This is a genomic window from Shewanella sp. Scap07, assembly GCF_013394145.1.
GTDB lineage: Bacteria > Pseudomonadota > Gammaproteobacteria > Enterobacterales > Shewanellaceae > Shewanella > Shewanella waksmanii.
The window spans coordinates 3,448,371-3,473,177 of sequence record NZ_CP041329.1 but is presented as its reverse complement, the minus strand read 5'-3'; the positions used below and the strand labels follow the sequence as shown (position 1 = coordinate 3,473,177).

20 protein-coding genes are annotated in these 24,807 nt (G+C 42.0%); 6 read left to right on the top strand and 14 right to left on the bottom strand.

All coding sequences use genetic code 11. The features are described 5' to 3' along the window. Window positions 1-2,157 carry a tetratricopeptide repeat protein gene (locus tag FLM48_RS15195; protein ID WP_179025219.1) on the bottom strand — a complete coding sequence of 719 codons (2,157 nt, stop codon included), beginning with the start codon at window positions 2,155-2,157 and terminating at the stop codon, window positions 1-3. A 127-nt stretch (window positions 2,158-2,284) separates the two neighbouring features. Here FLM48_RS15195 and FLM48_RS15190 point away from each other — a divergent pair, with 127 nt between their 5' ends. Continuing rightward, window positions 2,285-4,081 carry a M61 family metallopeptidase gene (locus FLM48_RS15190; protein WP_179025218.1) on the top strand — a complete coding sequence of 599 codons (1,797 nt, stop codon included), beginning with the start codon at window positions 2,285-2,287 and terminating at the stop codon, window positions 4,079-4,081. Window positions 4,082-4,154: 73 nt separating this feature from the next. On the opposite strand, the gene rdgC is transcribed toward FLM48_RS15190, so the two are convergent. After that, complete coding sequence (gene rdgC / locus FLM48_RS15185; protein WP_179025217.1) at window positions 4,155-5,066, bottom strand: recombination-associated protein RdgC; 912 nt, start codon at window positions 5,064-5,066, stop codon at window positions 4,155-4,157. Between the two features lie 291 nt (window positions 5,067-5,357). Here rdgC and FLM48_RS15180 point away from each other — a divergent pair, with 291 nt between their 5' ends. The 4 genes from FLM48_RS15180 to FLM48_RS15165 all read left to right on the top strand — a co-directional run bounded on the left by FLM48_RS15180 (window position 5,358) and on the right by FLM48_RS15165 (window position 9,895). Next, complete coding sequence (locus tag FLM48_RS15180; RefSeq protein ID WP_179025216.1) at window positions 5,358-6,317, top strand: porin; 960 nt, start codon at window positions 5,358-5,360, stop codon at window positions 6,315-6,317. 198 nt (window positions 6,318-6,515) lie between these two features. Next, window positions 6,516-7,205, top strand: a complete 690-nt coding sequence (gene phoB, locus FLM48_RS15175; protein WP_028774637.1) for a phosphate regulon transcriptional regulator PhoB — start codon at window positions 6,516-6,518, stop codon at window positions 7,203-7,205. 64 nt (window positions 7,206-7,269) lie between these two features. Beyond that, window positions 7,270-8,589 (top strand): phosphate regulon sensor histidine kinase PhoR, encoded by a 1,320-nt coding sequence (gene phoR / locus FLM48_RS15170; RefSeq protein WP_179025215.1) that lies wholly within the window; start codon window positions 7,270-7,272, stop codon window positions 8,587-8,589. Window positions 8,590-8,923: 334 nt separating this feature from the next. After that, window positions 8,924-9,895: a PstS family phosphate ABC transporter substrate-binding protein gene (locus FLM48_RS15165; RefSeq protein ID WP_179025214.1), complete on the top strand. Its 972-nt coding sequence runs from the start codon at window positions 8,924-8,926 to the stop codon at window positions 9,893-9,895. A 53-nt stretch (window positions 9,896-9,948) separates the two neighbouring features. On the opposite strand, the gene FLM48_RS15160 is transcribed toward FLM48_RS15165, so the two are convergent. From FLM48_RS15160 to FLM48_RS15105, 12 genes are all read right to left on the bottom strand, one after another. Next, window positions 9,949-10,893 (bottom strand): hypothetical protein, encoded by a 945-nt coding sequence (locus tag FLM48_RS15160; RefSeq protein WP_179025213.1) that lies wholly within the window; start codon window positions 10,891-10,893, stop codon window positions 9,949-9,951. A 431-nt stretch (window positions 10,894-11,324) separates the two neighbouring features. Further along, window positions 11,325-11,747: a hypothetical protein gene (locus FLM48_RS15155; RefSeq protein ID WP_179025212.1), complete on the bottom strand. Its 423-nt coding sequence runs from the start codon at window positions 11,745-11,747 to the stop codon at window positions 11,325-11,327. Window positions 11,748-11,903: 156 nt separating this feature from the next. After that, on the bottom strand, window positions 11,904-12,152 hold the full coding sequence (locus FLM48_RS15150; protein WP_179025211.1) for a hypothetical protein: 249 nt from the start codon (window positions 12,150-12,152) through the stop codon (window positions 11,904-11,906). Window positions 12,153-12,296: 144 nt separating this feature from the next. Next, on the bottom strand, window positions 12,297-12,755 hold the full coding sequence (locus tag FLM48_RS15145) for a GFA family protein (protein ID WP_218645303.1): 459 nt from the start codon (window positions 12,753-12,755) through the stop codon (window positions 12,297-12,299). 34 nt (window positions 12,756-12,789) lie between these two features. Beyond that, window positions 12,790-13,215, bottom strand: a complete 426-nt coding sequence (locus FLM48_RS15140; RefSeq protein ID WP_179025210.1) for an N-acetyltransferase — start codon at window positions 13,213-13,215, stop codon at window positions 12,790-12,792. 202 nt (window positions 13,216-13,417) lie between these two features. After that, on the bottom strand, window positions 13,418-14,314 hold the full coding sequence (locus FLM48_RS15135; protein WP_179025209.1) for a hypothetical protein: 897 nt from the start codon (window positions 14,312-14,314) through the stop codon (window positions 13,418-13,420). 131 nt (window positions 14,315-14,445) lie between these two features. Beyond that, entirely contained in the window at window positions 14,446-14,958 is a 513-nt protein-coding gene (locus tag FLM48_RS15130) for a hypothetical protein (RefSeq protein ID WP_179025208.1), read from the bottom strand. 39 nt (window positions 14,959-14,997) lie between these two features. Then, window positions 14,998-15,960 carry an alpha/beta hydrolase gene (locus FLM48_RS15125; protein ID WP_218645301.1) on the bottom strand — a complete coding sequence of 321 codons (963 nt, stop codon included), beginning with the start codon at window positions 15,958-15,960 and terminating at the stop codon, window positions 14,998-15,000. A gap of 99 nt (window positions 15,961-16,059) precedes the next feature. Then, complete coding sequence (locus FLM48_RS15120; protein ID WP_179025207.1) at window positions 16,060-16,419, bottom strand: DoxX family protein; 360 nt, start codon at window positions 16,417-16,419, stop codon at window positions 16,060-16,062. A gap of 1,027 nt (window positions 16,420-17,446) precedes the next feature. Then, complete coding sequence (locus FLM48_RS15115; RefSeq protein ID WP_179025206.1) at window positions 17,447-17,842, bottom strand: hypothetical protein; 396 nt, start codon at window positions 17,840-17,842, stop codon at window positions 17,447-17,449. A gap of 1,140 nt (window positions 17,843-18,982) precedes the next feature. Further along, window positions 18,983-20,041, bottom strand: coding sequence for a flagellar hook-basal body complex protein (locus tag FLM48_RS15110; protein ID WP_179025205.1), 1,059 nt, complete (start codon window positions 20,039-20,041; stop codon window positions 18,983-18,985). 1,162 nt (window positions 20,042-21,203) lie between these two features. Next, window positions 21,204-22,082 carry a collagenase gene (locus tag FLM48_RS15105; protein WP_179025204.1) on the bottom strand — a complete coding sequence of 293 codons (879 nt, stop codon included), beginning with the start codon at window positions 22,080-22,082 and terminating at the stop codon, window positions 21,204-21,206. Window positions 22,083-22,236: 154 nt separating this feature from the next. Here FLM48_RS15105 and FLM48_RS15100 point away from each other — a divergent pair, with 154 nt between their 5' ends. After that, window positions 22,237-24,021 (top strand): M1 family metallopeptidase, encoded by a 1,785-nt coding sequence (locus FLM48_RS15100; protein WP_179025203.1) that lies wholly within the window; start codon window positions 22,237-22,239, stop codon window positions 24,019-24,021. The last annotated feature ends 786 nt before the right edge of the window (window positions 24,022-24,807 follow it).

Sequence of the window (24,807 nt, the reverse complement as noted above, 5' to 3'; positions counted from 1 at the left end):
TTAATTTAGACTATCCACATCAATATCTTGATGACTTTTCCATCTTGGCCACAAAATCGTGTCTTTATTACCGTTCGTTGTCACTTTTAACAGGCCACGGGCGATGGCTTTTTCTAAGTGTAAGTATAGTGGAGATGTAAAAATTGCCACTGGCGTAAAATTAAGAGGCTTAAAGGTGACGTAGTAGTCTTGCGCTTCGCCTAAGCTTTGGGCACCGGCGAGCACCATTTGCAAACTCGTGTAGTAAGTTTGCGCCGACAATTTAGCATTTGGATTGTCCAGCAGTGGCAATTGCAGTAGCCCTAAATGTATGGCGGTATCGCCGTGGTGCTCATTGATTGCCAAGCGAATTTGTTCTAACAAGTGTTGCGGTTCTACTTGCTCGTTTAAACACAAGCTAAATAGCCCCGGGCGTATTACAAATACTTGCGCACCCGTGCGCTCAACTATGGCATTAAATTGCTCAGCAATCATGTCGCTATTACACGCTAAGCCCTGATTAATATCACTATTAAGCTGGGCGGTAAGTGAAAAGCTGGCAATAGTTTTTGGCTTGTCAGTATCACTCAGGTGGGCGATTAGCGCCCGATAGCCCGGCAATTGGCTAAGCGGGTCTTGTAAAACTTGCTTACTGAGTTGCTGCTCTCGTAACTGTAACTTTTTTCGACCTTGGCGCACATTAAATAAAGTGAGCAAGCTAAATGCCAATATGATGCAGATTACCACTAAGGCAATTTTTGATTGTTCCAGCGCTGCTTGGCTGTCTTTTTGTTTGCTGCTTAATTGGTTGAGTTCTAGTTTTAACTTCTGTTCTGTCAGTGAACTTGTTTGGCCACTATCTTCACTACTGGTTTGCTGACTGTGTGCATTGGCATGGACGATAAGTTGCTCGATGACTTGCAGGGTTTCATCCAGTTGGCCTGTGTTTTTCAGGGCATTGGCGCGATATTGTAGTGCTTCAATCTGCTCATCTAACAAGGTTTGGCTGGTTGCTAGCTCATAAGCTCTAGTGGCGTGGGTATCGACCAGTTGCCACTGCGCTGCGCTATTGGCGACCTCGGCAATCAACAGATCGCTGTAGACTAAGTAATGATTGCTCTTGCGTTGTACAAATATGCCATTGGACTCTTTTAATACATCGAGTGCTAGTTGAGTTTGGCCATTATTGTAATAAGCTTCACCAAGGTTATGGTAGTTCAAAGCTTGGGCGGTATAGTTTTTACGTTTAACATCTAATTGATGAGCATTTAGATAGTAATCAATAGCCTGGTTCCACATCCCTTGTTCACCATACACCATAGCGATCACGGTCATTGAAGCTGACACATAGCTGTCATGTTCAAGCCGGGTGAATTCTTCAGCTGCTCTATGGGCATAAGTCAGTGCTTCGTCCCACGAACGTAAATCACGATATACCCGCGCTAAACTAAGTTGTAACTGTGCTTTTAAGTAAGGTTTGTTGAGCTGTTCTGATAATCGAATCGCTTCAGCGTAGTGCTGTAAAGAGCGGGTCAATTGCTCGGTTTTATTATAATAGTGACCCATAGCCGCTTCAGCTTTAGCTATCAGGTAACCGTTTTTCAGTTGGTAAGCCAGCTGTCGATATTGGCCTAAATGGTAAAGCCCTTGCTCATTTTGACGCACAATACGATTCAAATCGCCCAAGTGCTGATGAATCGTATGTTTTAACAATAATGCCTGTACACCACTAAGCGATTGCACTTTGTCTAGTGCGCGATTGTACTCGGTGATAGCGGTTGGGAAATCTTGGCGACTGCGACCCGCAAAGCGGCCTTGCATGGCATATAAAAAAGCTAAGTCATACTCGCTGTGGGAGATGATACTGAGCTGTTCTATTAGTTGCTGGGCTTGGGGGAAGTTGTTTTCAACCTTTACACCGGTTGCAAGCAGTAAACGTAACGTCAGCTGCAGCTGCTGTTTAAGCTCCTGGGGTGTGAAGCCCTGCGATTGAGCCACCGCGTTAAATTCAGCTTCATCGCTAAAGGTGATTGGCAGGGTAATCGTGCTGGTAACATCTTTATATAAGTCAGCCGCAGACTCACGGACTTTAACTTCTATAGCAATATTATCAACAGCATAGACTACATTTGACAGCAATATTAAGCTGAGAAAAATCAAGGTAAATATAGGGCGCATTTATATAGAGTTACCTACCCATGTAAACTGGGTTTTTAAATTATTGTTGCTTATAAAGGCTATTATCGCCAATACGCGATATACTTCTGGCACTATTTCCTAACAATAATAACAGAAGGAAGCCAGAGTGAAACTAGCAGTATCCTTGATTTTATTTCTTGCAGGGCTTTTTAGTGTAAACACATATGCGCAGGTCAATTATCATATTGACCTTACCGAGCCTCATCATCACTTGGCCAAGGTCAGCGTCACTTTCCCCACAACAGAGCAAAGCCAATTAAAGGTTAATTTACCGGTTTGGCGCACCGGTAAGTACGAAGTGCTGCCCTTAGGCGATGTGATTCGTTACTTTACGGCGGTAGACGCTCAAGGCAATCGCTTGCCTTGGCAGCGCACCGCTAGTGGTGAGTGGACGGTGAAATTAACCCAACCTAGCGCTGTCACGGTTAGCTATCAGGTTTATGCCAATAAACTTGGCCAACGTGTATCGCATATTAATGACAGCCATGCTTATCTCGATGCCAGTGGGGTATTTGTTTATAGTCCGAGCTTTCGCAATGAACCACTGCAAGTTGATTTAAGTGTGCCGCAGGACTGGCGCAGTTATTCCGGTATGGTGAGTGGCGATAAAACTCACCGTTTTATGGCGTTGAACTATGACGTGTTGGTCGACTCCCCGATAGAAACCGGCATTAGTCAGCATCGTCAATTTAGCGCTGATGGCCGCGACTATGAACTGGTCGTGTGGGGTGAGGGCAACTACAACTTAGATGAGATGGTGACAGACTTAACTAAGTTAAGTGGCCAAGCTAAGGCGATTTGGTCTGACTACCCCTTTGAGCGGTATGTGTATATGGTGCATGCAACAAGCGGGGCAAGTGGTGCGACAGAACATCTCAATTCGACGGTGATCCAGCGACCAAGATTTAGCTTTAGAGAGCGCAAAGACTACTTGGGCTTTATTAAAACGGCCTCACACGAGTTTATCCATACTTGGAATGTGAAAGCCTATCGCCCACAAGGGCTGGTGCCTTATAACTATCAGCAAGAAGGTATCACTGAGTTATTATGGATTGCAGAAGGCTCTACCAGTTACTTTCAAAGCCAATTATTGCTGCGAGCAGGCGTGATAACTGCTAAAGAGTTTTTAGCTGACTTAGCAAGACGCGTTGATAGCAGTATCAATACCCCAGGTCGCGCGGTGCAATCTATTGCCCAAGGCAGTGCCAATAAGTGGGTATCAAGCGGTGGTGATTATGCCAAAAACCACAGTGCTAATATCTACTCAGAAGGCTTTATTGCCTCTTGGGCGCTGGATTTTGCGCTACTACAAGACACCAAGCTGGCGAAATCATACCGAGATGTGCATCAGGCACTCTATGCAAACCATCGCATTCCTTTAGGCTATACCGTGAAAGATGTGCAAGGGATTTTGCAACAAGTCAGCGGCAAAGATTATCAACCTTGGTGGCAGCAACATATTAATCATCCTTTAGTGCTTGATTACCCAGAGCTACTGCAACAAGCGGGCTTAGCCATGCGTTACGGTAGCGATAATAGCGTGCAAGTTGATAGTGGCTTTGAGGCCAAAAAAGGCAGTTTAGTCCTACAACATGTGGCCTTAAATGGTCCGGCGTGGCAGGCAGGTATTGTTAATGGCGATGAGATTATTGCCATCAATGGCCTGCGAGTGACGGCAAAAGGATTGTCGCAACGCTTAAAAGATTTTGCGCCTAATGACAGTATTGAGCTGCTGCTGTTTAGTGATGACAAACTTAAACAAGTGACATTAACCTTAGGAGAGAAGCCGAGCGGTGATTTGTCATTGATGAGTGTTGATAAACCTTCTGCAGCACAGAAAGCCTTTTTTAGCGCCTGGCTGGGTATCGATTGGCCATTTGACGAGGCGGGCGAACTGCAATAATAGCGTGTTGATGGCGTAGAGAATAAAAAACCACCGTAAGGTGGTTTTTTATTATTGGTGCCGTGCTGACTAATTATAAACTGTCTTCCAAGCCGCCAAGCACTTCAACTAATGAGTTCATCAAGGCAATGAGCTCGCTACCCATTAAGGCAAAGTCAGCATCTAATCGTGCGATGGGGTCATCATTACCCACATCATCATTGCCAGCTCTAAACTCCTCCGAGAACTTTAAGCGCTTGATCCCAGCATCAGATTGCAGCACAAAAGCAATGGATTGGCCAAAATGAAGAGCTAACTTGTGCACTTGCTTGCCCACTTCAAGGTGCGCCAGTACTTCAGCTTCTACTAGGCTTTGCTGCTTAAACTTAACGATGCCGCCTTCATCTGAGTCAGATTTTAATTCAGCTTCATCTTGCATTTCAAAAGGTGCTGGCGCGTGGTTTTCTTGCAGCCATTGGGTCATCTGGGTTTCCAATGGGGTTTTAAAGCTCAGTGGAATCACAGGTAAAGAGCCGAGTGCTTTTCGCAATAGCGCTAATAACTCTTCCGACTTAGCGGCACTTGAACTGTCGACTAAAATCATATCGATTTCAGGCAAAATCAGCGCGTGGATTTGGCTTCTACGTGAAAAAGCACGCGGTAAAAGCGTGGTGGTGATCTCTTCTTTTAGTGCATCTTTTTCTTTTTTGGCGAGCTTACGGTCTTCTTCGGCTTCAAGTTGCGCCACTTTTTCTTCAAGCGCTTCTTTAATTACCTGTGCGGGAAGAATCTTTTCTTCTTTAGTTGCACAGATAAGATGACGGTCATTGGCACTGTGTACCAGTGCATCGCCATGTTTGCCCAAGGCTTTAGAGAAGCCGAACTTACTGATGTCTTGGCTAGAACAAGGAGAGAAAGTGAAGTCTTCAAGGGATTTCTCTAGCGCTTCTGTATCGACAGAGAAAGGTTTATTAAAACGATAAACGGTGAGATTTTTAAACCACATAACAGGCGCTCAATCAAAAATAAAACGGCAGTGTATGCCATTGTAGGCGCGCGGTAAACCATTAGATAAACCGATTTAAATGTTATCAAAGTGATAATTCATCAAACTGTCATATTTTTTATGACAGTGAGCAAAGCCCGTGGTGGCGGGCTTTTCGGCCTGTGTTGCCAACATTTTTGCAACAGATGTGACTAATTTAGCAATCAATTGAAATAAAACTGCAATATAACAAATGCACACTTTCGGCCGTCCAAACCAATAACCAGACGAAGTAAACGTCGAAAGGATTAAATGATGAACGCTTTTTGTAAAACTCTACTAGCCTCTGCCCTTGCTACTGCGACTCTTGCCTCAGCGCATGCTGCAGATCCTCTTACAGTTTACGGCAAATTAAACGTTACAGCGCAATCTAATGATGTACAAGGCGACTCTGAAACGACTATCCAAAGCAACTCTTCACGCTTAGGTGTTAAAGGCGCATTCGAACTTAGCAGCTCACTAGAAGCTTTTTATACTATCGAGTATGAAGTTGATACGGGTGATGCTGCTAAAGAGAACTTCAAAGCCAGAAACCAGTTTGTTGGCCTACGTGGCAACTTTGGTGCCGTTTCTGTTGGTCGTAACGATACTATGTTGAAAAAGTCACAAGGAAAAGTGGACCAATTCAACGACCTATCAGGCGACCTTAAGAACTTGTTCAAAGGTGAGAACCGTCTAGCACAAACTGCAACTTACGTAACGCCTTCAATGAGCGGTTTCCAGTTAGGTGTGACTTACGCTGCAAGTGGTGACAGTGATCAGCTTGAGCAAGATGGCTACAGCTTAGCAGCAATGTACGGTGATTCAGGTCTTAAGAGCTCACCAATCTATGCAGCTATCGCTTATGATTCAGATGTCAAAGGTTACCAAGTTGCTCGTGCAACCGTACAAGGTAAAATTGCAGGCGTCCAACTAGGTGCAATGTACCAGCAAGAAGAAAAAGTCTATGACGTTGATGACAATGATACTGTTAACCCATTCGATGGCGACAGCTACTCAGGTTACCTAGTCAGCGCTGCTTACACTATCGATTCAGTGGTACTTAAAGCGCAATTCCAAGATATGGAAGACAAAGGTGATTCTTGGTCAGTCGGTGCAGACTACAAACTAGGTAAGCCAACTAAACTGTTTGCTTTCTACACTGCGACTAGCTACGAAGGCGCAGCCAAAGATGACAACTTCATCGGTCTAGGTATTGACCACAAGTTCTAAATTGTTTTGATTTAAAAACAATCTAATGTTTAAAAGGAGGCCTTAGGCCTCCTTTTTGCGATCTTACACGGCGTTTTTATGACATTTATTCGCGCTTTATGACAATATGCGCACAGTCGATCATAATTTTGTAATAAATCTGACCAATAATAGCGTTGAACATATTCACTGATAAAATTCACTGATAGAAGATCGCATATGACTGCTAGGATATTGATAGTTGAAGACGAGTTAGCCATCAGGGAGATGCTAACATTTGTGTTGGAACAGCACGGCTTTACGACAACTGCGGCAGAGGATTTCGATTCAGCCCTAGATATGTTGTCTGAGCCGTATCCAGACTTAGTGTTACTGGATTGGATGTTTCCAGGTGGCAGTGGTATCCAATTGGCGAAGAAATTGCGCCAAGATGAATTTACCCGTCACATTCCCATCATCATGCTAACAGCACGTGGTGAAGAGGAAGACAAAGTAAAAGGACTTGAAGTCGGCGCTGATGACTATATCACTAAGCCGTTTTCGCCAAAGGAATTAGTTGCACGTATTAAAGCCGTAATGCGTCGCAGTGCACCTACCGCGCTTGAAGAGCCGATAGATGTACAAGGTTTAGTTCTTGACCCTGTAAGCCACCGAGTGACTGTGGGTGAGCAGGTGCTTGATATGGGGCCGACCGAGTTTCGTTTACTGCATTTCTTTATGACCCACCCAGAACGTGTATATAGCCGTGAGCAGCTATTAGACAACGTTTGGGGGACTAACGTTTATGTTGAAGACCGCACTGTTGATGTGCATATTCGTCGCTTGAGAAAAGCGATTGAACCTTCAGAGCATGATCGTTTGATTCAAACTGTTCGCGGTGCAGGTTACCGTTTCTCTACCCGCCTATAGTAAATGAGTAGGCACAGAATCGCTTTTAGTTTAATCTGTGCCTGTTACTCATATTGGTTACCCTATGTTTGATTCATATTCTGGTTATCGACTGCTATCGCGGCTATTTTCTATTCTAGCCATATCGCTATTGATTGGCCTCTTGGTTGGTGAAGTGCTATGGGTGATGTTGTTAGCCTGTATTACCTTGCTTGTTTGGCACTATCGTCAAATCTCCCGTCTTAATTATTGGCTCTGGCGTGACCGACGCCTAACCCCGCCTAATGGCAGTGGTAGCTGGGAAGGCATCTTCAATGGTATCTATCGCTTGCAAGGTAAAAACCGTAAGCGTGTATCACAATTAGCCTTCTTGCTTGGCCGATTTCGTCAAGGTGCCGAAGCCTTGCCCGATGCGGCGGTGGTACTTGATGCCGAGCACAACATTATTTGGTGTAACAAACTTGCACAGCTGATGCTTGGCTTAGTTTGGCCGCAAGATAATGGCCAACGTATCGACAACTTGATTCGTTACCCTGACTTTTCTAAGTACCTCAAAAAAAATGATTACGATGAGCCATTTGAATTGGCCGGCTCGCAAGCCGATGGTCGGGTGTTAGAGATCCGAATTATGGGTTATGGGGCAGGGCAGTTACTGTTGATGGCGCGCGATATCACTCGAGTGCGACAATTAGAAGGGATGCGCAAAGAGTTTGTGGCTAATGTTTCCCATGAACTTAAAACTCCCTTGACCGTGCTGCAGGGTTACCTAGAAATGATGCAAGGCATGGCCGAGCCAAATTCGCCCAATGTAAAAGCCATGGATCAAATGCAGCAGCAAACTAATCGTATGCGCTCTATGGTAGAGCAATTATTAGTCCTGTCGCGGATTGAAGATGCACAAGGGGTTAACCTTGAGCACAAAGTCAATATGACCTTGATGATGGAAACCCTTAAAGAGGAAGCCAATGCGCTTTCACTTGAGCGCTACCAAATCATTGTTAACTTTGAACCAGATTTAGACATTTATGGTAATGAACTGCAGCTGCGCAGTGCTTGCACTAACTTAGTGTCTAATGCTATTCGCTATACTGAACCTGGCGGCACCATTACGATTGCATGGCAACGTGTACCGCTAGGGGCTAAGTTTAGTGTCACCGATACCGGTGAAGGTATTGCGGCGCAACACTTAAGTCGACTCACAGAACGTTTTTATCGGGTAGATAGTGCGCGCTCACGTCAAAATGGCGGTACGGGTTTAGGTTTGGCGATCACCAAGCATGCTTTGAGTCATCACCAAAGTGAATTGCAGATCAATAGCCAAGTGGGTAAAGGCAGCTGCTTTAGCTTTATTATCCCTAACCGTTTATTGGTCAACGAAGGCGACGAGAATCCAAGCTCATCGTAAGATTATTGTCAGTTAGCGTATAAATTTAAAACGGCCTGTTGTTAACAGGCCGTTTTTCGTTACTGGGCTGTGGCAGCTTGTTAACAGAAAAATGGTGCTATTTACTGTTTATAACAAACTGAGAAGTCGAATTGATTGCAGAATTTTGACGACTCAACGTAATATTTGGTCAAACGGGATCTGAATGGCGCAAATATGGTCGATTTTTGCTGTTTATTTGTCGCGTTGTCATTTAAGTGTCATATCTTAGTCATAGACTTGTCACTGTTGCGATTGATACTAGCTGCAACTTAATAAAGTTACTAAGCAACTTCGCTTAACATTGGAGCAAAGAATGAAACTTAAACAGCTTGTCGGTGCGGTTAGTCTTACAGCCGCTAGTGTCTTTTCTGCAGCATCTATGGCTGCCATTGATCAGACTCTACCAGTATATGAAAAAACCAGTGGTGTTTCAGGTAACCTATCTTCAGTAGGTTCAGATACCTTGGCAAACATGATGACTTTGTGGGCCGAAGAGTATAAAGAGCTTTATCCTAACGTAAATATCCAGATTCAGGCTGCAGGTTCTTCTACTGCGCCACCAGCTTTGACTGAAGGTACTTCACAGTTCGGCCCAATGAGCCGTCAAATGAAGCCAAACGAAGTTGAAGCATTTGAAAAGCATTATGGCTACCAGCCAACTGCCATTCGTGTTGCGATTGACGCATTGGCTGTATTCGTTCACAAAGATAACCCAATCAAAGGCTTAAGCATTGATGAGATTGACGGTATCTTCTCTGCAACACACAAGTGCGGTGGTGACGATGTTAAGCGTTGGGGTGATGTTGGTCTAGAAGGCGGTTGGACAGCACGTGACGTACAGCTATATGGTCGTAACTCTGTATCAGGTACTTACGGTTACTTCAAAAAGAAAGCACTTTGTAAAGGTGACTTTAAAGCGAACGTCAACGAGCAACCTGGTTCTGCATCAGTAGTACAGTCTGTATCACAATCATTGAATGCGATTGGTTACTCAGGTATTGGCTACAAAACTGCAGGTGTTAAAGCGGTAGCTGTATCTAAGAAGGGCGACAAGTTTGTAGAGGCAACAGCAGCAAACGCAGCTAACGGTACTTACCCACTATCACGTTACCTATATGTATACGTGAACAAGCACCCAAACAAAGACTTAGCTCCGCTAGAGCGTGAGTTTCTACGCTTTGTACTGTCTAAGCAAGGTCAGCAAATTGTTGAGAAAGATGGTTATGTACCACTTCCTAGCACTGTGACTGCAAAAGACTTAGCTAAAGCCGGTATCCGTCTTTAATTAAGCTAATCAGTTTGACTTAAAAAGGCCTCAGTTGAGGCCTTTTTTGATCGTTAATCACAATCAATTTCTATTTCTTGTTCTTCCACCAACACGGTTTCAACATCAATACTGCCATCACTTTCTCGGGTAATGCTATAAATATAGTTTGCTGAAAATTTGCCATTTAATACGGTACATCCATTGGATTTAACCCAATTTTCAGCATCATAGCCCCAACCACTGTTAAACTCATTCATTTCTTGGTAGTCAAAAACACTGGTGCCGTTACTATAAACGGATTCCTTATTGGAAAATGCCACTGCAGTATGGGAATCATTGCTAAATTTAAACGCTATTATCTGGCCATCTTTAGTGATGTAGCGAATGATATTACCTTGCCTAACTTGCTTTAGTGACCAATTTACCACGCCGAAATTAAAAGTAGCCTCACTTAGCCAATTTTTCTCTTCTAGCAAAAGCTCATTGATATTCTGGCTTAAGGTTTCGGCTGCAATTTCACGAGTGTACACGTCTTGACAAACTCGCGATTTAGCAGCAACACCTGGATCTTGGCAATCAAGTTCAACACCTGATTGGCGGTACACTTGTTTATTTATGTAGTTATTTGGAAAGCTTAACTTATCGATATTACGATTAAACATCGATTTTAGCTTAGTCTTAATGCGAGCCATGGCTAAAGCATTAGAAGCTATTTCTTGTTCTTTATTGTTCAGTATTATCTCATCTACGGTTTTTTGTTGATAATCAACAAAGACTTCATATGCATGATACTCACTTTTAACAGCATCTACGAGCAACACACTGAAATTCTCACCCTTAGACTCGTCTTCATCATTATCTGATGGCCCGCTGTAGTCAGGAACTAAATACTTCGCTTTTATATCTGGTTGCTTGCAATTGTCACAAGAAAACAAGTAGTCAAAGGTATGCGCGTAGGCTAAATCGGATGCTAGCATTAGCATTAGCGTTAATAGTAAAAAACAATTAATTTTCATATTAGATAAAGTCCATTTCAAATTATCCGAGTAAATTGCTTAGGCAACAAAAATTGAGATTACATTTCCCTATATTTTCTTTAAAGCTTTAAATTCAATTGTTTGTGGTGTTTTTACAAAAAAGATATTTAAAAGATATTCGAAAGAGTTAGCAAAGATACTGTTAGTAATTTTGAGGCATGACTTCAGAGGGATAGAGCTTAATTCCTATATTTAAAGAGATGTTTACATAGTGCAAGAATTGGATATCAGCTTGTTTTTGAGAAAGCCAAAACGGTTAGATAGTGCGTAAGCATTATCTATTTTTACATTGTGCCCGATTAACAACCCAACGGTTGTTTGCACAGTGAGTTTAGCTGGACGTGATTTATTTAGGAGCCAGCAGAGTCAAAAGAAATTGCTAGTGGGCTGATTTTAACCTTTGACGGCTTTTAGGTTTTATCGTCAGTTTCAAGGCCTTGTTTGTGGTCATCCCTATTTAGCAGCGACCGGAGAAAAACAAAGCCCGCTACAGCCCAGAAAGCCATGGTAAAGTAATAGAGCTTGGGGTGAGTTTGTAAATTAAATTGTGTATCAGCTCTGAAGTATATGATGCCAGTTGAAAGCCCTTGGTATAACAACCAAATGATATATCCGAGTAGCACAAGATAAAGCAATTTGAAGAAGGCGTACAAGTCTTTGCGACTTCTCAACTTTTCCTCAATCATGACTACAGGTTGGTCGGTTAGTTGATTCTTTCTGAGTGTTATTTCATGTAAAACGCGCTGATATCGCGCTGGGTATAGTTGCTGATCCATGTGTTGTTTCACTTCATAAAGTTCAGCAAGGGTATAAGTGTGGTAGTCAGGTTCCATTTCTACTTTTCATTCTGTACTGCATTGAGCAGTTTATACTACGACTAAGTTAGGATAATCAATTCGTAGAGTTAATTACGCTGCCTATTGTACAAATTTATGCCAGACAAGGATTAAAAGTCGATCTATCAACTTATCATTTGTCATCAATATTGGCTATTTTGTGAGTCTATTGAACTTAGCTTCTGATGATCGCCAGACAAAATGACCAAAAAATATGCCGCCTAGGGGAAACAACACCAAGGCAACGGCGGGTCTAACCCACAGAGGTTCAGTTGGCTCAATTAGGTGCATGATAACTGACCACATAAGCGCGGTAGAGATGCCCCAATACAACACGCCATGTTGCATCACAAAACGTGCTTTACCTTTCGCTCTAATGACTGCCCATTTGTCGATATTCATTGCCAATCCTTTGGTTTTTATATTAATAGTTATTGCTTACTCGACAGGTAGCTTACTACAAACGCGAGATAATAAAGTAGCCCTAAATGGTACACCCACAACACAAGCCAGTTTAATTGATCTGAAAGTGCAACATAGTGGGCTTTACGCTTTGTTAGCCAACTTGTCGTGCACGTGCTGGCGACAAAGCTCACTCCATTGTTGCTCACTTGGCATTTCGGCAAATTTTGCTAGGCTATCGCTAAGAAACCCGACATCCCAACTTGCATGGGAATCACTGTAAACATGAGCGAGCACCGAGGTATCTACTGGCTCTGATAGCAGCCCAGCAGGCACCCAGTATGCATTGCCGCTGGCATTAATATTTGGCACTGGGCTGCCGCATATCTGGCAAAATTCTGATTTAAAACCAGACTCTGTAGAGAATGAGCGAATACCGCTTTGACCCGATAGCCATCTAAAATTGGGCGCTGCAATAATTAGCGCTGAGTTAGACGATGAACCAGATACCCGGCGACATAAAGAACAATGGCATTGATAAACCGGGGGTAATTCAGCTGTTATTTCAAACGAGACGTGACCACACAAACAATGACCTTTCACTTAATGACTCCTTTCTTTTATCGGTTAAAGCGACTTATTCAACTATTTTCAAGGACATGTAATAAAACCGTTCTTCCTGAGTGTCGATTGTGAAACCAATGGTTTGGTACAAACTGACTGCAGGGCTAATTTTAAACACCCGTAGCCGAAGTTGATTGGCACCCGCTTGTATCGCCAAGCGTTTGACTTCAGCTATCGCATCACGACCTATGCCTTTATTTTGAAACTGCTGCGCCACTTGTAAGTCACGCAGGTAACAACCTTGGCTGTCATAGGCTAAGCGAATCGCACCCACAATCTCACCGTTATAAACAATATCCCAGTTTTCTAAATCGGCTATTTGCGTATGGATTTGTGGCAGCTGCCAGTCAACCGAGTAATGTTCATAGTAGCTACGCATGTTATCAAAAGTGATTTGAGCTGAAGCTAACAAGTCTGTAGTAGGTTGAAACGATGTCACTGTCGATGATCTCCTTATCACGTTAAACAAGAGTCTACTTTGTGCCGATCTCGCTAGACCGTGCATCGGTTAGATATTAGATGATACAAGGCCAAGAGGTAGATTTAACACCTAAATAGCCGACTTTGAGTCGCTACCTTGAATGTGCGGCGACCGGAGAAATTAGATTTCTAGGTATTCGTTTATTATCTAATTAATGATTCTACATCGCACTTGACGTTACTGGGGTCAGTGCAATGTTTTTGTTTAAAAAATCCAATTCCACTATGAACTGATTAAAGAAATCACTGCCCAGAAAACCATCTTGTGTGAATCTAGGGTCTATTGGGTAGATCAATATATTTGACACAAAGTGGTAGCCAGAGACTTCTAGCATAGAAGTGAATAACTTACATTTTACATCTGGCCCTATATTGAAATCACAATCAGTAAGCGGTTCACTCGTATTCACTTTGTTTGCCGAGAAAATTGAGCTTGTTGCTCCGGTATCAAGAATCATCTGGTAGTCAGCATTAGGGCTACTTAATTCGATAGTAATGCCTTCATCACTTAGTACATATGGCTTAAACTTATTTCTACTTTCAGCTGCAACATTGCCCGTTTTATTACGTATAGTGAGTTTTTCACTAGAGTAGTCGATAACAATTGTTTTATCTGCGAAAAAGCCCTGACCAATAACGATCTGTTGCTTATCTTCCACATCCTTTGGCTTATCACCAATAGACGTTGCCCTGGGGGTAAGCTCATAGCCGGTGATATCTTCAAATGGCATACACTCAATTGCTAAATTTGGAATAATAAATTGCTTATTTGAAAACACTTCACCTGAAATATTGCTGCTTTTAGCAATTTCACCGGTATATTTTACATCTGAGATGCTAGCAATATCTGAAACTGGTAAATGTATACCAGTTGTTGAACCTAGATCTAAGAGTGCAAAGTTGCTCTTACCATTGATTATTAGCTCAATTGTAGGCAATCCATACTGATCAAAGGCAATCGGTACTTCTACGCTACTGCACTTGTTGTCATCAGCAAGTAGGCTTGTTGAAAAAAACACTGCTGCAAAAATAAGTACTGAGGACTTCCAAAATGTCATTTTAATTTCCGTGTGTGATAGATAGTGATGAATGCCTAACGCCTTCATAAGCGGCAAAAGTAGTTGGTTATACTTTTTGAGGTATGAACAAAAGTCAACTTTTCCACGCCTAAACAGCTTGTTAGCATTCATTAGACAATAATTTTAGGTCTAGGTTTTTTTAGCAATTTGATATGAGCTATAAGATTGTCCAGCTGCTCAAGGTACACTACATCACTATAGCTAAGTGCATTTAAGTCATGAACATAGTGTGCCAACAATGTTAGACAGCCAGCTTGCGCTGCGTTAACTCTTTGCCGCCTGTCTTCAAGTTGCTCACTATTTAAAGTACCGCCTACATTTGTTAGCTGGGGTAGATAAAGCCAAAGATCTTCGGTATGAACCATTATCAATTTTTTAAAGAGTTTAATTAATAACTCTGTTTCATTGTCATTGACTAGCTTTTCCCTTATTGGGACGATAAACCCCGTTGGTTTCGATGAAACAGTATCGTAGTTTGAAGTCGCATAAGAAACTAACCCATTTAGCATTCCTTGATGTAACCATTCATCTCTAACTTCACTAGTGATTGAAGCACCATCTTCTGTACGCATAAAATCTGGATCTTTGCGTATACAGGCTTTTTTAAATCTTGAGTAACTCATCGATGCTCGATTTGAATGCCTTGTTAGGTGAATATTTACTTAGTGAAGTACAAACTCACCGATTACTTTAACTAACTCAGGTTTTATAGGTAATTCAGGTTGATTGTATGTTTGAAAGTTGGATTGCCTATCCAGAGTAGCCTCTTTGAAAATGTGATTCATTTTTTGGATTACAACTTTATCAGCCATTTTATTTGCTGTTGCAAGTTTATCCGCGTCCATTGAGCTAACTTGAATGTCTGTAGAGCCTTGAACAATTAAAACAGGTTTATTAAGTTTAGCAATCTCTTTTTGTGGGTCGTATTTAAACCAAGATATCATATAAGGTTGCACACTTGGGCGAAATAAACTGTTTAAAAATGGAGGCACATTTTCAACAGTTTCACCTTGCAAAAGTTTATCTAATATAAGTGTTGATTGCTCTACAACAACAGGCGATTGGCCTTTCAACTGCTCTCGTATAGTTTGATCTATTGGCTGACCGGTACCTGCAATAGATATAAATTTGTCTACATTCTCTTGCTGTGAAGCCACCATACCAATTAATGAACCTTCACTATGGCCAATAACAACTACTTTGTTAAAGATTTTTAAATTATTGAGGTGTTCAATCCAGCTGCTTGCATCATTAATGTAGTTTTCAAAACGTAGTTCACTTTCATTTAACCCTGCGTTTTTACTTTTGCCTATTCCTCTTTTGTCATATCTTAACGATGAGATTCCTATTTTTGAAAGTTCATCAGCTAACATTTTTAAAGAGTTGTTTATCATTGTTGGGTTATTGCCATCTCTGTTTGTTGGCCCTGAACCTGCAATAATTAGTGCAACTATTTTTGAATCCTTTAAATCATCTGTTAGTAGAGTTCCCTCTAATTTACCAGTGCCTGTTTCAATGCTTAAAACCTTTTCTATTGGAGTCGCGAATGAATTAAAAGCAGCAAATAGAAAAAATGATGTAGTAAAAAACAATCTCATAATATTCATTATATTGATTAAATCCATAGTTTGATTGCTGACAAAGCTGTTGAATACTCTAAGTACCTAATGCCTTGCTAATCGCAAAGCGATGGCCAACTGTTAATTTTCCGTCTAAATAACTTGTTAGGTTTTACGTAGTTTGAGTATTTGCGATTTTGTTTTCAAAAACACATAAACACTGAGGGCCAATATGACAAATGCAGGAATTCCTTCGGCGACAGGTGTATGCATGACGTGAAAATACACTCCTCCAGCCATGATCATAGCGATACCAGCAGCTGAAATAGCGCAGAGAGGTCTGATGAACAACCCAATGGCGCCTGCAATTTCACAAGCACCAATGAAGTAGCCGAACCATTCAGGTAGCCCCAGAATATAAAAACTTTCGTGAAGTTCAGGAACTCCTGATAATTTGGCAGATCCACCAGCTAGCAAAACAAGGGCAATTAATCCCTTTGCGATATTAAATCCGTATTTTTTCATTTCGAATACTCATACTTAGATACAAAGAGAAAACCTGACGCCTTACTAATGGGCGCATAAATGTTTGGCTAAAATTTGCGACGAAGGAGCGCAAGCCAAGCGTTTTGCGTCCTTTTGAGTAACTTTTCATATGCAAATTACTTCAATGCTGGCCATACTGTAATATCCAATACACTAATATTTGAAAACAAACTACGGAAGTAATTGGTACGGCAATAATAAGATATCGTTTATTTGAACTTATGTCTCGCTTAGTTACCTTAAATAAAGCGCATGAAGTAGCCAATGTGATCAGTATGGGGATTATTACTGCTGCAAAAAAGTAACCTGTTATAGCCGCTACGCTGTCTGCATATAATGCAATGTAAGAGCTTATTACGACTAATAAAGCAGTGATCAATATTAGATTTGTAAAAACAAACTTCGAATTACTCACAAAACTCCCTTTACATATAACGCCGCATTAAGGGGCTGACAATGCTTGGTTAAACTTGTGTAGAGAAGCGGAACTGAGCCAAGCTTTAGCAGTCCCACACTTAATTGGCCTGTTAGGCAGCAATTAAGATCGTGTTTTAATTTTATTAAATAACGCCCAAAGAGCAATGAGAAAACAACCGAAAATTGCTGAATACAAAGGCATTTGATAGAAATTTAAATTCATATCTCGCTGTCCTTCATGGCTTGTCTGGCTTGCCCACAAAGCCCTATAGAGCATAAGAAAAACCATGGAGAAATTGCAACCACTAAGCGAGTGAAGGGGTTACCAGTAGCATATTTAGCTTGAATTATTACCCCGATAGCATGAATAACCAGGAGGCCACCGATCCAAAGTAAAATGGCACTAAAACCTAACAAATGTAATGAGAGAATAGTGATAGCAGAGATGGCTATGTTTTTTACATTTTGGTTCAAAATTTACCCTAGTCTTCCATGCTGCCTAACGCCTCACTAAGAGGCAAGTAATAGTTGGTTAAATAAGCGACGAAGGAGCAAAAACCAACTGTTATTTGTCCTTTTGAGTGCCTTGTTAGGTGTTTTTTACTCTGGAGAATAACTCACCCAAAGTTAACTCCTCGTGCCAAAACTTATTTAGGTTAAAGTTATATTTAGCTTCAATATCTTCTGCAAAAGTTTCTAGCTCTAACGCATCTGCTGACCAACGGGACGGATATAGTTCTTTGTAGACATCCAATATCTTATCGTTAGGCTCAAACTGTAATTTGTCTTTGTTTGAAAATGCAAAGGCATCTATGAATATTTGAAGGTATTCTCGGATTTCGGATTTACTTGAATCTGGAAATGTTGAGATCCATTTTTTACCCATACAACTTCTTAGTCGATACACTTTAGGCAAAGAATCAGCAAACCAAGCATAGATAAAAATTAGGAGCGCTCCTAATCCGATGATGTACTCAATACTCATGAAACACCTAACAGTATATTAGGCTGAATTCCGCATAACAACGGACAACCAAGTTAATGTAATAGTAGCAAGTTAACTTAAAAGCTATTCACCTTCAATGGCTTATGTTTAAGTTGAGGATGCTTTATCTTCAATGTTTGCTGTAGAAAGTCGGAATTGACTTATTTGTGACGTTTTTCCGCTGTGATCAAAATAGATTCACCTATAAATCAGTACCTAATGCGAAATCTATCGCTATGGGATTTATCTGCTGCCAAGCTAAATCGAAGAGAAACTAAACCCTGTGTAGATACGGCTGAGGTCATTGGTGGCACGGCGGCTCCTTGGCATCCATGCCACTGCGGCATTTGCGAATCCTTTCACATCAGACACTGTCGTCGAGCACGCATGGAAGTGCTTGTAGCGTCCCGAAAAAGTATCTGCACAAACCCCACTGGAGGCGAAAACCCACTACGAGCCATTGTGGTAATTAGTACTGCCAACCGCTGGCTGTAGAGAAGAGAGTACATACCGATGATTAATACTTTGAACACAGTAATTTTAAGTTGAGCACTGAAGGCAAATCGAAGAGACACTTAAATTAGTGTAGATATCGCAGCGAGTTTCGGTTTCAGGGATGAAACCGCAAAGCGGCCAGGGAGGGCTTTACTGCGACTCGATAAGATATCGGCACAAACCCCGCTGGAGGCGAAAACTCACTACCAGCCAATGTGGCAAATGGCACACACACCGTTGACCAGCAACCTCCCTTGATTCCCCAAAATCAAGACAAAAAAAGCGACCAAAATAAGGTCGCTAAGGTTCCAATTCGGAATCCGGTGACAATGGCGCTAGACACTGTCTAAAGGGAATGATGATGAAAAATGAAAACTTAATGCGACCCATTTTAAAAAACGATACAAATTTTTTTATATTATCAGTGTCGAATAATCACAAGTATTTTTAAATTCAAGTGAAAGTATCACCTTGTTCTGCAATGTGATTAAAAAATGGCTATTTTCCCTAATTTTATTATTAGTCTTGTTTAGTTAAGGGGTTGTTGGTTATTTCAGCGCTCTTAACTAAGTTTGGAAATAGGCACCCATACAGGTGCCCATTGTGCAATCAAGGATAATATTAGGTATAGCAACTTTCTTTTTCTTAAAAGTTATGGAGCACAGGTAAAATAGAATTAAAATTAGCTGCTTGCGGTTCGCCATAGATCGGTATCCCAGAATCTTCTGTTTCCGCCCATAAAGAGTTGCCTAGTGGCTGCAAGTTATATGGACTACGAAATTTAGCAAAAGCCACCTTTCCAAGCAGTTCATCTTGGCCATTTGTATAAGACAAGGTTATTAGACCGTTGGCTTCAATCATAAACTCTTCTACACGGCCAGTATAGAAACCAGACGCGTCAAGAGAGGTAACCTCAAATTGGCTATCATAAGACGTTGTCTCGGCTGTAAAGTCTAGCGAGATGTTTAAATCATTGGCACCATTGCTTAGAGGGATATTTATATCATCAATAAGTCCATTTTTTGTGGTTGTAAAGCCATCAAGATCATTGTCGTCAATATCCAATAAGCCAGTGTCGTCAAAGTCAAGAATTTGTTCGGTAGCTGGATGAATAATGTTGTCATTTAGTGCTATACGGAACTCCCATGTATTCGTATCAGTATTAACATGAATAAAATAGAAAGTGAGAATGTGATTATCACCTAATGAATCAATTACAGATGTAGACACTGAATGATTATAAGTTGATGGATCACTATTATTAAATTCATCGATATAGAGTTCATTGCTATTCTGAGGAAAGTTTGCACTTATCTTTATTTTATCCGTGGCTTTGGGGCTACCTGAGCTATAACTTATCCGTATAGGTTGGCTGGTAACAATGCTCACACTAGATAGGCTTCCATCTGGGTTGACTGGAAAAACTAAAAGAAGTGAGCCTGTTTTATTAACTAGATATCCATGCTTGTTAAAATGAAGCGAGTTCGAGTTGGCGTAGTAAAGCTCTGCAGATTCAGGTTCTTTTTGAAAAACAAAAAAGTCTGTCTCAACTGCTGTTTGCAACTCAAATTCTCCAATAGGGTTTTGCTCACTAGGGGGATTGATGGCTGGGGGTTCTGGTGTGATAACAAAGATATTATCTGATTCAGAATTACAAGCCGTGAGAAACAACAGCATTAGAAAAATAGTGATGCATGATTTCATTTCATATTCCTTTAATTTTAAAACCTATACTCAACAATTAACCTAGTTTTTATGACATTGATTGGTCGTTAGTATCTTGTTCGCGGGTCGCAAGGTGAAACTACCTCAATCATTTATGTAACTTATTGCGCTGAAGCCCAGCTATGAAACTGGAACATTGGGACTTTATTAATTCGCATGCTGCTCTTTTCTGTGAACAATAGCTTTAGTGTAAGCGTGTTAGTCAAGCGAGCTGAAATTTGTTGAATAGTTTTCTCATCCGTAAGTGGCGTGCTTGGTCGTTGAATGTTAGCTAGCCCAGGTTCGTCCCTAACTGGCTATACTTTATTCTATTTTATTTACATTTTTCAATAATCTAGGTCAATTTTTGTTTGATTTTTTGTTCTCGCTTTAACAACTACAACTTATTTCATACCGTATTCATTTAGACTAAACCGAAGAGGCAATTAAGCTAGTGCAGATACAGCTTCGGCCTTTTACAGCATCAGATGCTGTGGTGGAGCATTCACTAGTGGATTATCTTTAAAGTAAGCTGCTGAACCGAAAAAGTATCTGCACAAACCCCGCTGGAGGCGAAAACCCACTACGATCCATTGTGGTAAATGGTACTGTCAACCGCAGGCTGTAGAGAAGAGAGTACATACCGATGATTAATACTTTGAACATAGTAATTTTAAGTTGAGCACTGAAGGCAAATCGAAGAGACACTTAAATTAGTGTAGATATAGCAGCGAGTTTCGGTTTCAGGGATGAAACCGCAAAGCGGCCAGGGAGGGCTTTACAGCGACTCGCTAAGTTATCTGCACAAACCACGCTGGGAAGCGAAACCCTAGTGCCAGCAATCAGACCGATGGCCACAACTCACCACCTTGATTCACCAAAATCAAGACAAAAAAAAGCGACCAAAATAAGGTCGCTAAGGTTCCAATTCGGAATCCGGTGACAATGGCGCTAGACACTGTCTAAAGGGAATGATGATGAACAATGAAAACTTAAGTCGACCCATTTAAAAAAATCAATCGATACAAATTCTGTTCATATAGTAAGAGTCGAATTAGCAGCAATAGTTCAAAATAAAAGTGAAAAAAGTCACATTATTTTTCAGTTAGGCGATAAAAGCTGCTAAATCTGCAATATTAAGGGTAATAGTCTAAATGGTTGGCTATTTACTCAAGGGTTTTAGCGTTTTTAACCACACTTGGAAATCGTCGTCCATGCTGGTGCCCCATTGCTTAACTAACGCTTGATAGCGGGCATAGTCACCATTGCGGGTGAAGCCGAGCATGGTTTCTACTTTATCGCGCTGTTGCTCCATCATATATCGCACTGCCAAGTAGCCCCAGCGATAGACACGATCGCCACCGCCATTGGTTTCATAACTGGTATTAAACAGCTCACTTAAGGCAAACTTTTGGCTTTGAGCGATCTCAATGGCTTTGGGGTTGTTGTCGCCTTGGCTGATGTATTCGGCGATGCCTTCACTCCACCACACTAAATGGGGCAGTAGTGGCGCTGGCTGCGGGCAGTATTCTGGCGCACTGTGTGAGTCATGCAGTGAAGCACAGAAATCGCCCCACAGGTTAAAGCGCCCATCAAGGTAGTGCACGTACTCATGGGCTAGGTTCCAAATTTGGCCCTTTTTCTGATAAGCCACAAACTCAGCTTGGTTGCCTTTGATATGCGGCAAACCCTCTAAGAACATGCCGCCATTATCACTTGGGACGTCGAAATGCGCAGTGACATATTGCACGTAGTCATCACGTGAAGCGTAAACATTAGCGCGCATGCTGACATTGTTGTCGTCACGTACAGGTTTATCTAATGTATTAAATAGGCTGTGGAAGTTGGCTTCTTGTTTTTGTAGTAGTTGGCAAGCTTGCTGGGTTTGCTCAGCAGACAGGGCTTGAGAGCGAATAATAATGGTATCGCTGCACTGATGTACCTGAGTTAACACCTCGGTTAGTGGGGCGGTTGCGTCTGCGTGTGCGTTGCCACCCAGTGTTGGCAGGGTGAGCAAGATAATAGGGGCGAATTTCACCATGAAGTTCCTCTCATTGTTATTATTGTATACAATATTTAATTGAGTGTTTCATTTTCATCAATTGAAGTCAATTAGCTTGCGTATCGGTTCATGACAATAGGGGCCCCTCGGGGTAGACTGAAGCGGGCTTAATTGGCAATGACAAGGGGAAATTGTGTTAAAGCAGTGGGATAACAATAGGGATTACCATTCATTTGCGAATGTCGACGCGGTATCTGTTACGCATTTATCATTATCATTAGCAGTAGATTTCCAGCAACAGCAGTTATCGGGCGAAGTGCGTTTAAGCCTCAATTTTCATGATATTGATTGCAGAACCTTAGTGCTGGACGGTCGCGATCTGCATATTGATACCGTGGTTGATGCTCAGGGCAGGGCATTGGAATTTAGCGTAGGTACCAATGATGCGATATTAGGCGAGAGCATAACCGTAGCGCTAGCGGATATGACTGAGTCGGTCACAATTAAGTATCGTACCGATCCGAGTGCCCAAGGATTGCAATGGTTAACGCCCCAGCAAACCAGTGGTAAAACACTGCCTTTTTTGTTTAGTCAGTCGCAACCTATTAATGCCCGCAGCTGGATACCACTGCAAGATACACCTAAAGCCCGTATCACCTTTGATGCGAATGTGAAGGTGCCAAAGGGTATGCGCGCTGTAATGAGTGCGATGAATGATCCATTAACCCCGCTCAGCGGCAGTTTTGATTTCACAATGGAAAAGCCGATGCCGACCCATTTGCTGGCCATTGCGGTGGGCGATCTGCATTTTGGTGGAATTGGCGCTCGCACCGGTGTGTATGCCGAACCTGAAGTGCTTAGTGCTGCACTTGCTGAGTTTGAAGACACCGAAGATATGGTGGTGACGGCAGAGTCTTTGTTAGGCCCTTATCCATGGGGGCGTTACGACATGATAGTGCTGCCCCCCAGCTTTCCTTTTGGCGGCATGGAAAACCCTCGGCTTGCCTTTATCACTCCAACATTAATTGCCGGCGATAAGAGTTTAGTGTCAACGGTCGCACACGAGCTTGCCCACTCTTGGACTGGTAATTTAGTCAGCAATGCGACGTGGCGGGATTTGTGGCTTAATGAAGGTTTTACCACCTATTTTACCAACAGAATTGTTGAAGCGGTTTATGGTAAAGAGCAAGCAGAGCTAGAAGTGGTATTAGAATATGGCCGCTTACAGCAAGAGCTGGCAAGCTTACCACTTGAGGCGCAAACTTTGCCGGCTAATGTGCAGCAGCAAGATCCCAATTTGGCCTTTAATCGATTTACCTATGACAAAGCGTCGATGTTTGTCCATGAGCTTGAACGACGCCTAGGCCGCAGCGACTTTGATAAGTTTTTGTATGACTATGTGCAGCATTTTGCTTTTAAAGCCATCACCACAGAAGTGTTTGTCGATTATGCTAGGCAGACTTTATTGGTTGAACATGCCGATAAACTGTCTGAAGCGCAGTTACTGGCGTGGGTATATGAACAAGGCATGCCAGCCAGCTTTCAACCACCTACGTCAACCAGCTTAGATAAAGTGGATGCCGCTCTGAGCAAGTTTTTACAATTTGGTGAGTTGGCAAGTGATAGCACTCAAACCTGGACTGTGCATCATTGGCAGTATTTTCTCAATGCGCTGCCAGAACAGCTTAGCCAAGAGCAGTTAATGCAGTTGGATGAACAGTTTGATTTTACCCATTCAACCAATGCAGAAATTGCTTGCGACTGGTTTAGGGTCGCGATACGCAATCATTACGATCCGGTATTGCCGTTGCTTGGGCAGTTTTTAGTGCGCATTGGCAGAGGTAAGTTTGTTAAGCCGCTTTATTCTGAGTTGATGATTAATGGTTATCACAGCGAAGTTAAGGCGATATACCAGCAAGCCCGCGGGGGGTATCATCCTTCTATTGTGGTTCAACTCGATAATTTATTGGCTGGCTGATCGGTATTACTCAGTCTAATAGATAAAAAAATGGCGACCCAGTGGTCGCCATAACATACTCTTTTATCTTCAAACAGTATTCAATTCTCAGTGGCCAGTGCGCTAGCGTGGTCTCACTGAGCAGGTGCTTATCACACCCAAGGGAGATGATGATGAACTGAAAACAACGGTGTTAACTATGGGGTAGGCCGTTGGCCCAAACCTGATATTCAACACCATGAAAATCGGTTACATATACTCAGAGTCACTCAATACTTAAAAGTTCACTATCAGATAAAATTATTTTTCTTTTTTTGCCAATAAACGTGTAATACCAGTCAGTATAAGAATTTGATCTACTCAGCGCGCTTTGGGCAAACTAATTCAAGGCGAATGATTGAAACAATGGTTGTTCCCTTGTGAAATTATTCAACGCAGAAGTAGGCAGCCAAAAACGCGCCAGAATGGCGAGTTTTAGCGATTCTGATGCAGTGTTAACGAGCTTAACCGTAGAATAACTATGCTCTTCACTCGTTGCAAACCACATGGATGTGGTGAATGTCATTAATGCAGGAGCATTTAAGGACCTTACCTCAGAACCGCTAAACTCTCGCTGAGTGACTAAATGTTTATACTGATTGGTATAAGTGGCTAAATAACCGCCCATTTGCGGCGTATACCACTTAAAAGCTTGCCATCACTGGGTGATTGCGCGAATGCACAGTGCGAATGTATTGTGCGCATGTCCCCGCCGCTATCAGCAATATTATTTGCTATACCCATTCTTGGTGAGTTTGCCCCAAACCG

Coding starts and splice junctions, on each gene's coding strand:
- FLM48_RS15160 (WP_179025213.1), bottom strand. CDS start 10,893: ATGAAAATTAATTGTTTTTTACTATTAACGCTAATGCTAATGCTAGCA.
- FLM48_RS15110 (WP_179025205.1), bottom strand. CDS start 20,041: ATGAAATCATGCATCACTATTTTTCTAATGCTGTTGTTTCTCACGGCT.
- FLM48_RS15165 (WP_179025214.1), top strand. CDS start 8,924: ATGAAACTTAAACAGCTTGTCGGTGCGGTTAGTCTTACAGCCGCTAGT.
- rdgC (WP_179025217.1), bottom strand. CDS start 5,066: ATGTGGTTTAAAAATCTCACCGTTTATCGTTTTAATAAACCTTTCTCT.
- phoR (WP_179025215.1), top strand. CDS start 7,270: ATGTTTGATTCATATTCTGGTTATCGACTGCTATCGCGGCTATTTTCT.
- FLM48_RS15120 (WP_179025207.1), bottom strand. CDS start 16,419: ATGAAAAAATACGGATTTAATATCGCAAAGGGATTAATTGCCCTTGTT.
- FLM48_RS15130 (WP_179025208.1), bottom strand. CDS start 14,958: ATGAGTTACTCAAGATTTAAAAAAGCCTGTATACGCAAAGATCCAGAT.
- FLM48_RS15105 (WP_179025204.1), bottom strand. CDS start 22,082: ATGGTGAAATTCGCCCCTATTATCTTGCTCACCCTGCCAACACTGGGT.
- FLM48_RS15195 (WP_179025219.1), bottom strand. CDS start 2,157: ATGCGCCCTATATTTACCTTGATTTTTCTCAGCTTAATATTGCTGTCA.
- FLM48_RS15125 (WP_218645301.1), bottom strand. CDS start 15,960: ATGGATTTAATCAATATAATGAATATTATGAGATTGTTTTTTACTACA.
- FLM48_RS15115 (WP_179025206.1), bottom strand. CDS start 17,842: ATGAGTATTGAGTACATCATCGGATTAGGAGCGCTCCTAATTTTTATC.
- FLM48_RS15180 (WP_179025216.1), top strand. CDS start 5,358: ATGATGAACGCTTTTTGTAAAACTCTACTAGCCTCTGCCCTTGCTACT.
- phoB (WP_028774637.1), top strand. CDS start 6,516: ATGACTGCTAGGATATTGATAGTTGAAGACGAGTTAGCCATCAGGGAG.
- FLM48_RS15135 (WP_179025209.1), bottom strand. CDS start 14,314: ATGACATTTTGGAAGTCCTCAGTACTTATTTTTGCAGCAGTGTTTTTT.
- FLM48_RS15155 (WP_179025212.1), bottom strand. CDS start 11,747: ATGGAACCTGACTACCACACTTATACCCTTGCTGAACTTTATGAAGTG.
- FLM48_RS15150 (WP_179025211.1), bottom strand. CDS start 12,152: ATGAATATCGACAAATGGGCAGTCATTAGAGCGAAAGGTAAAGCACGT.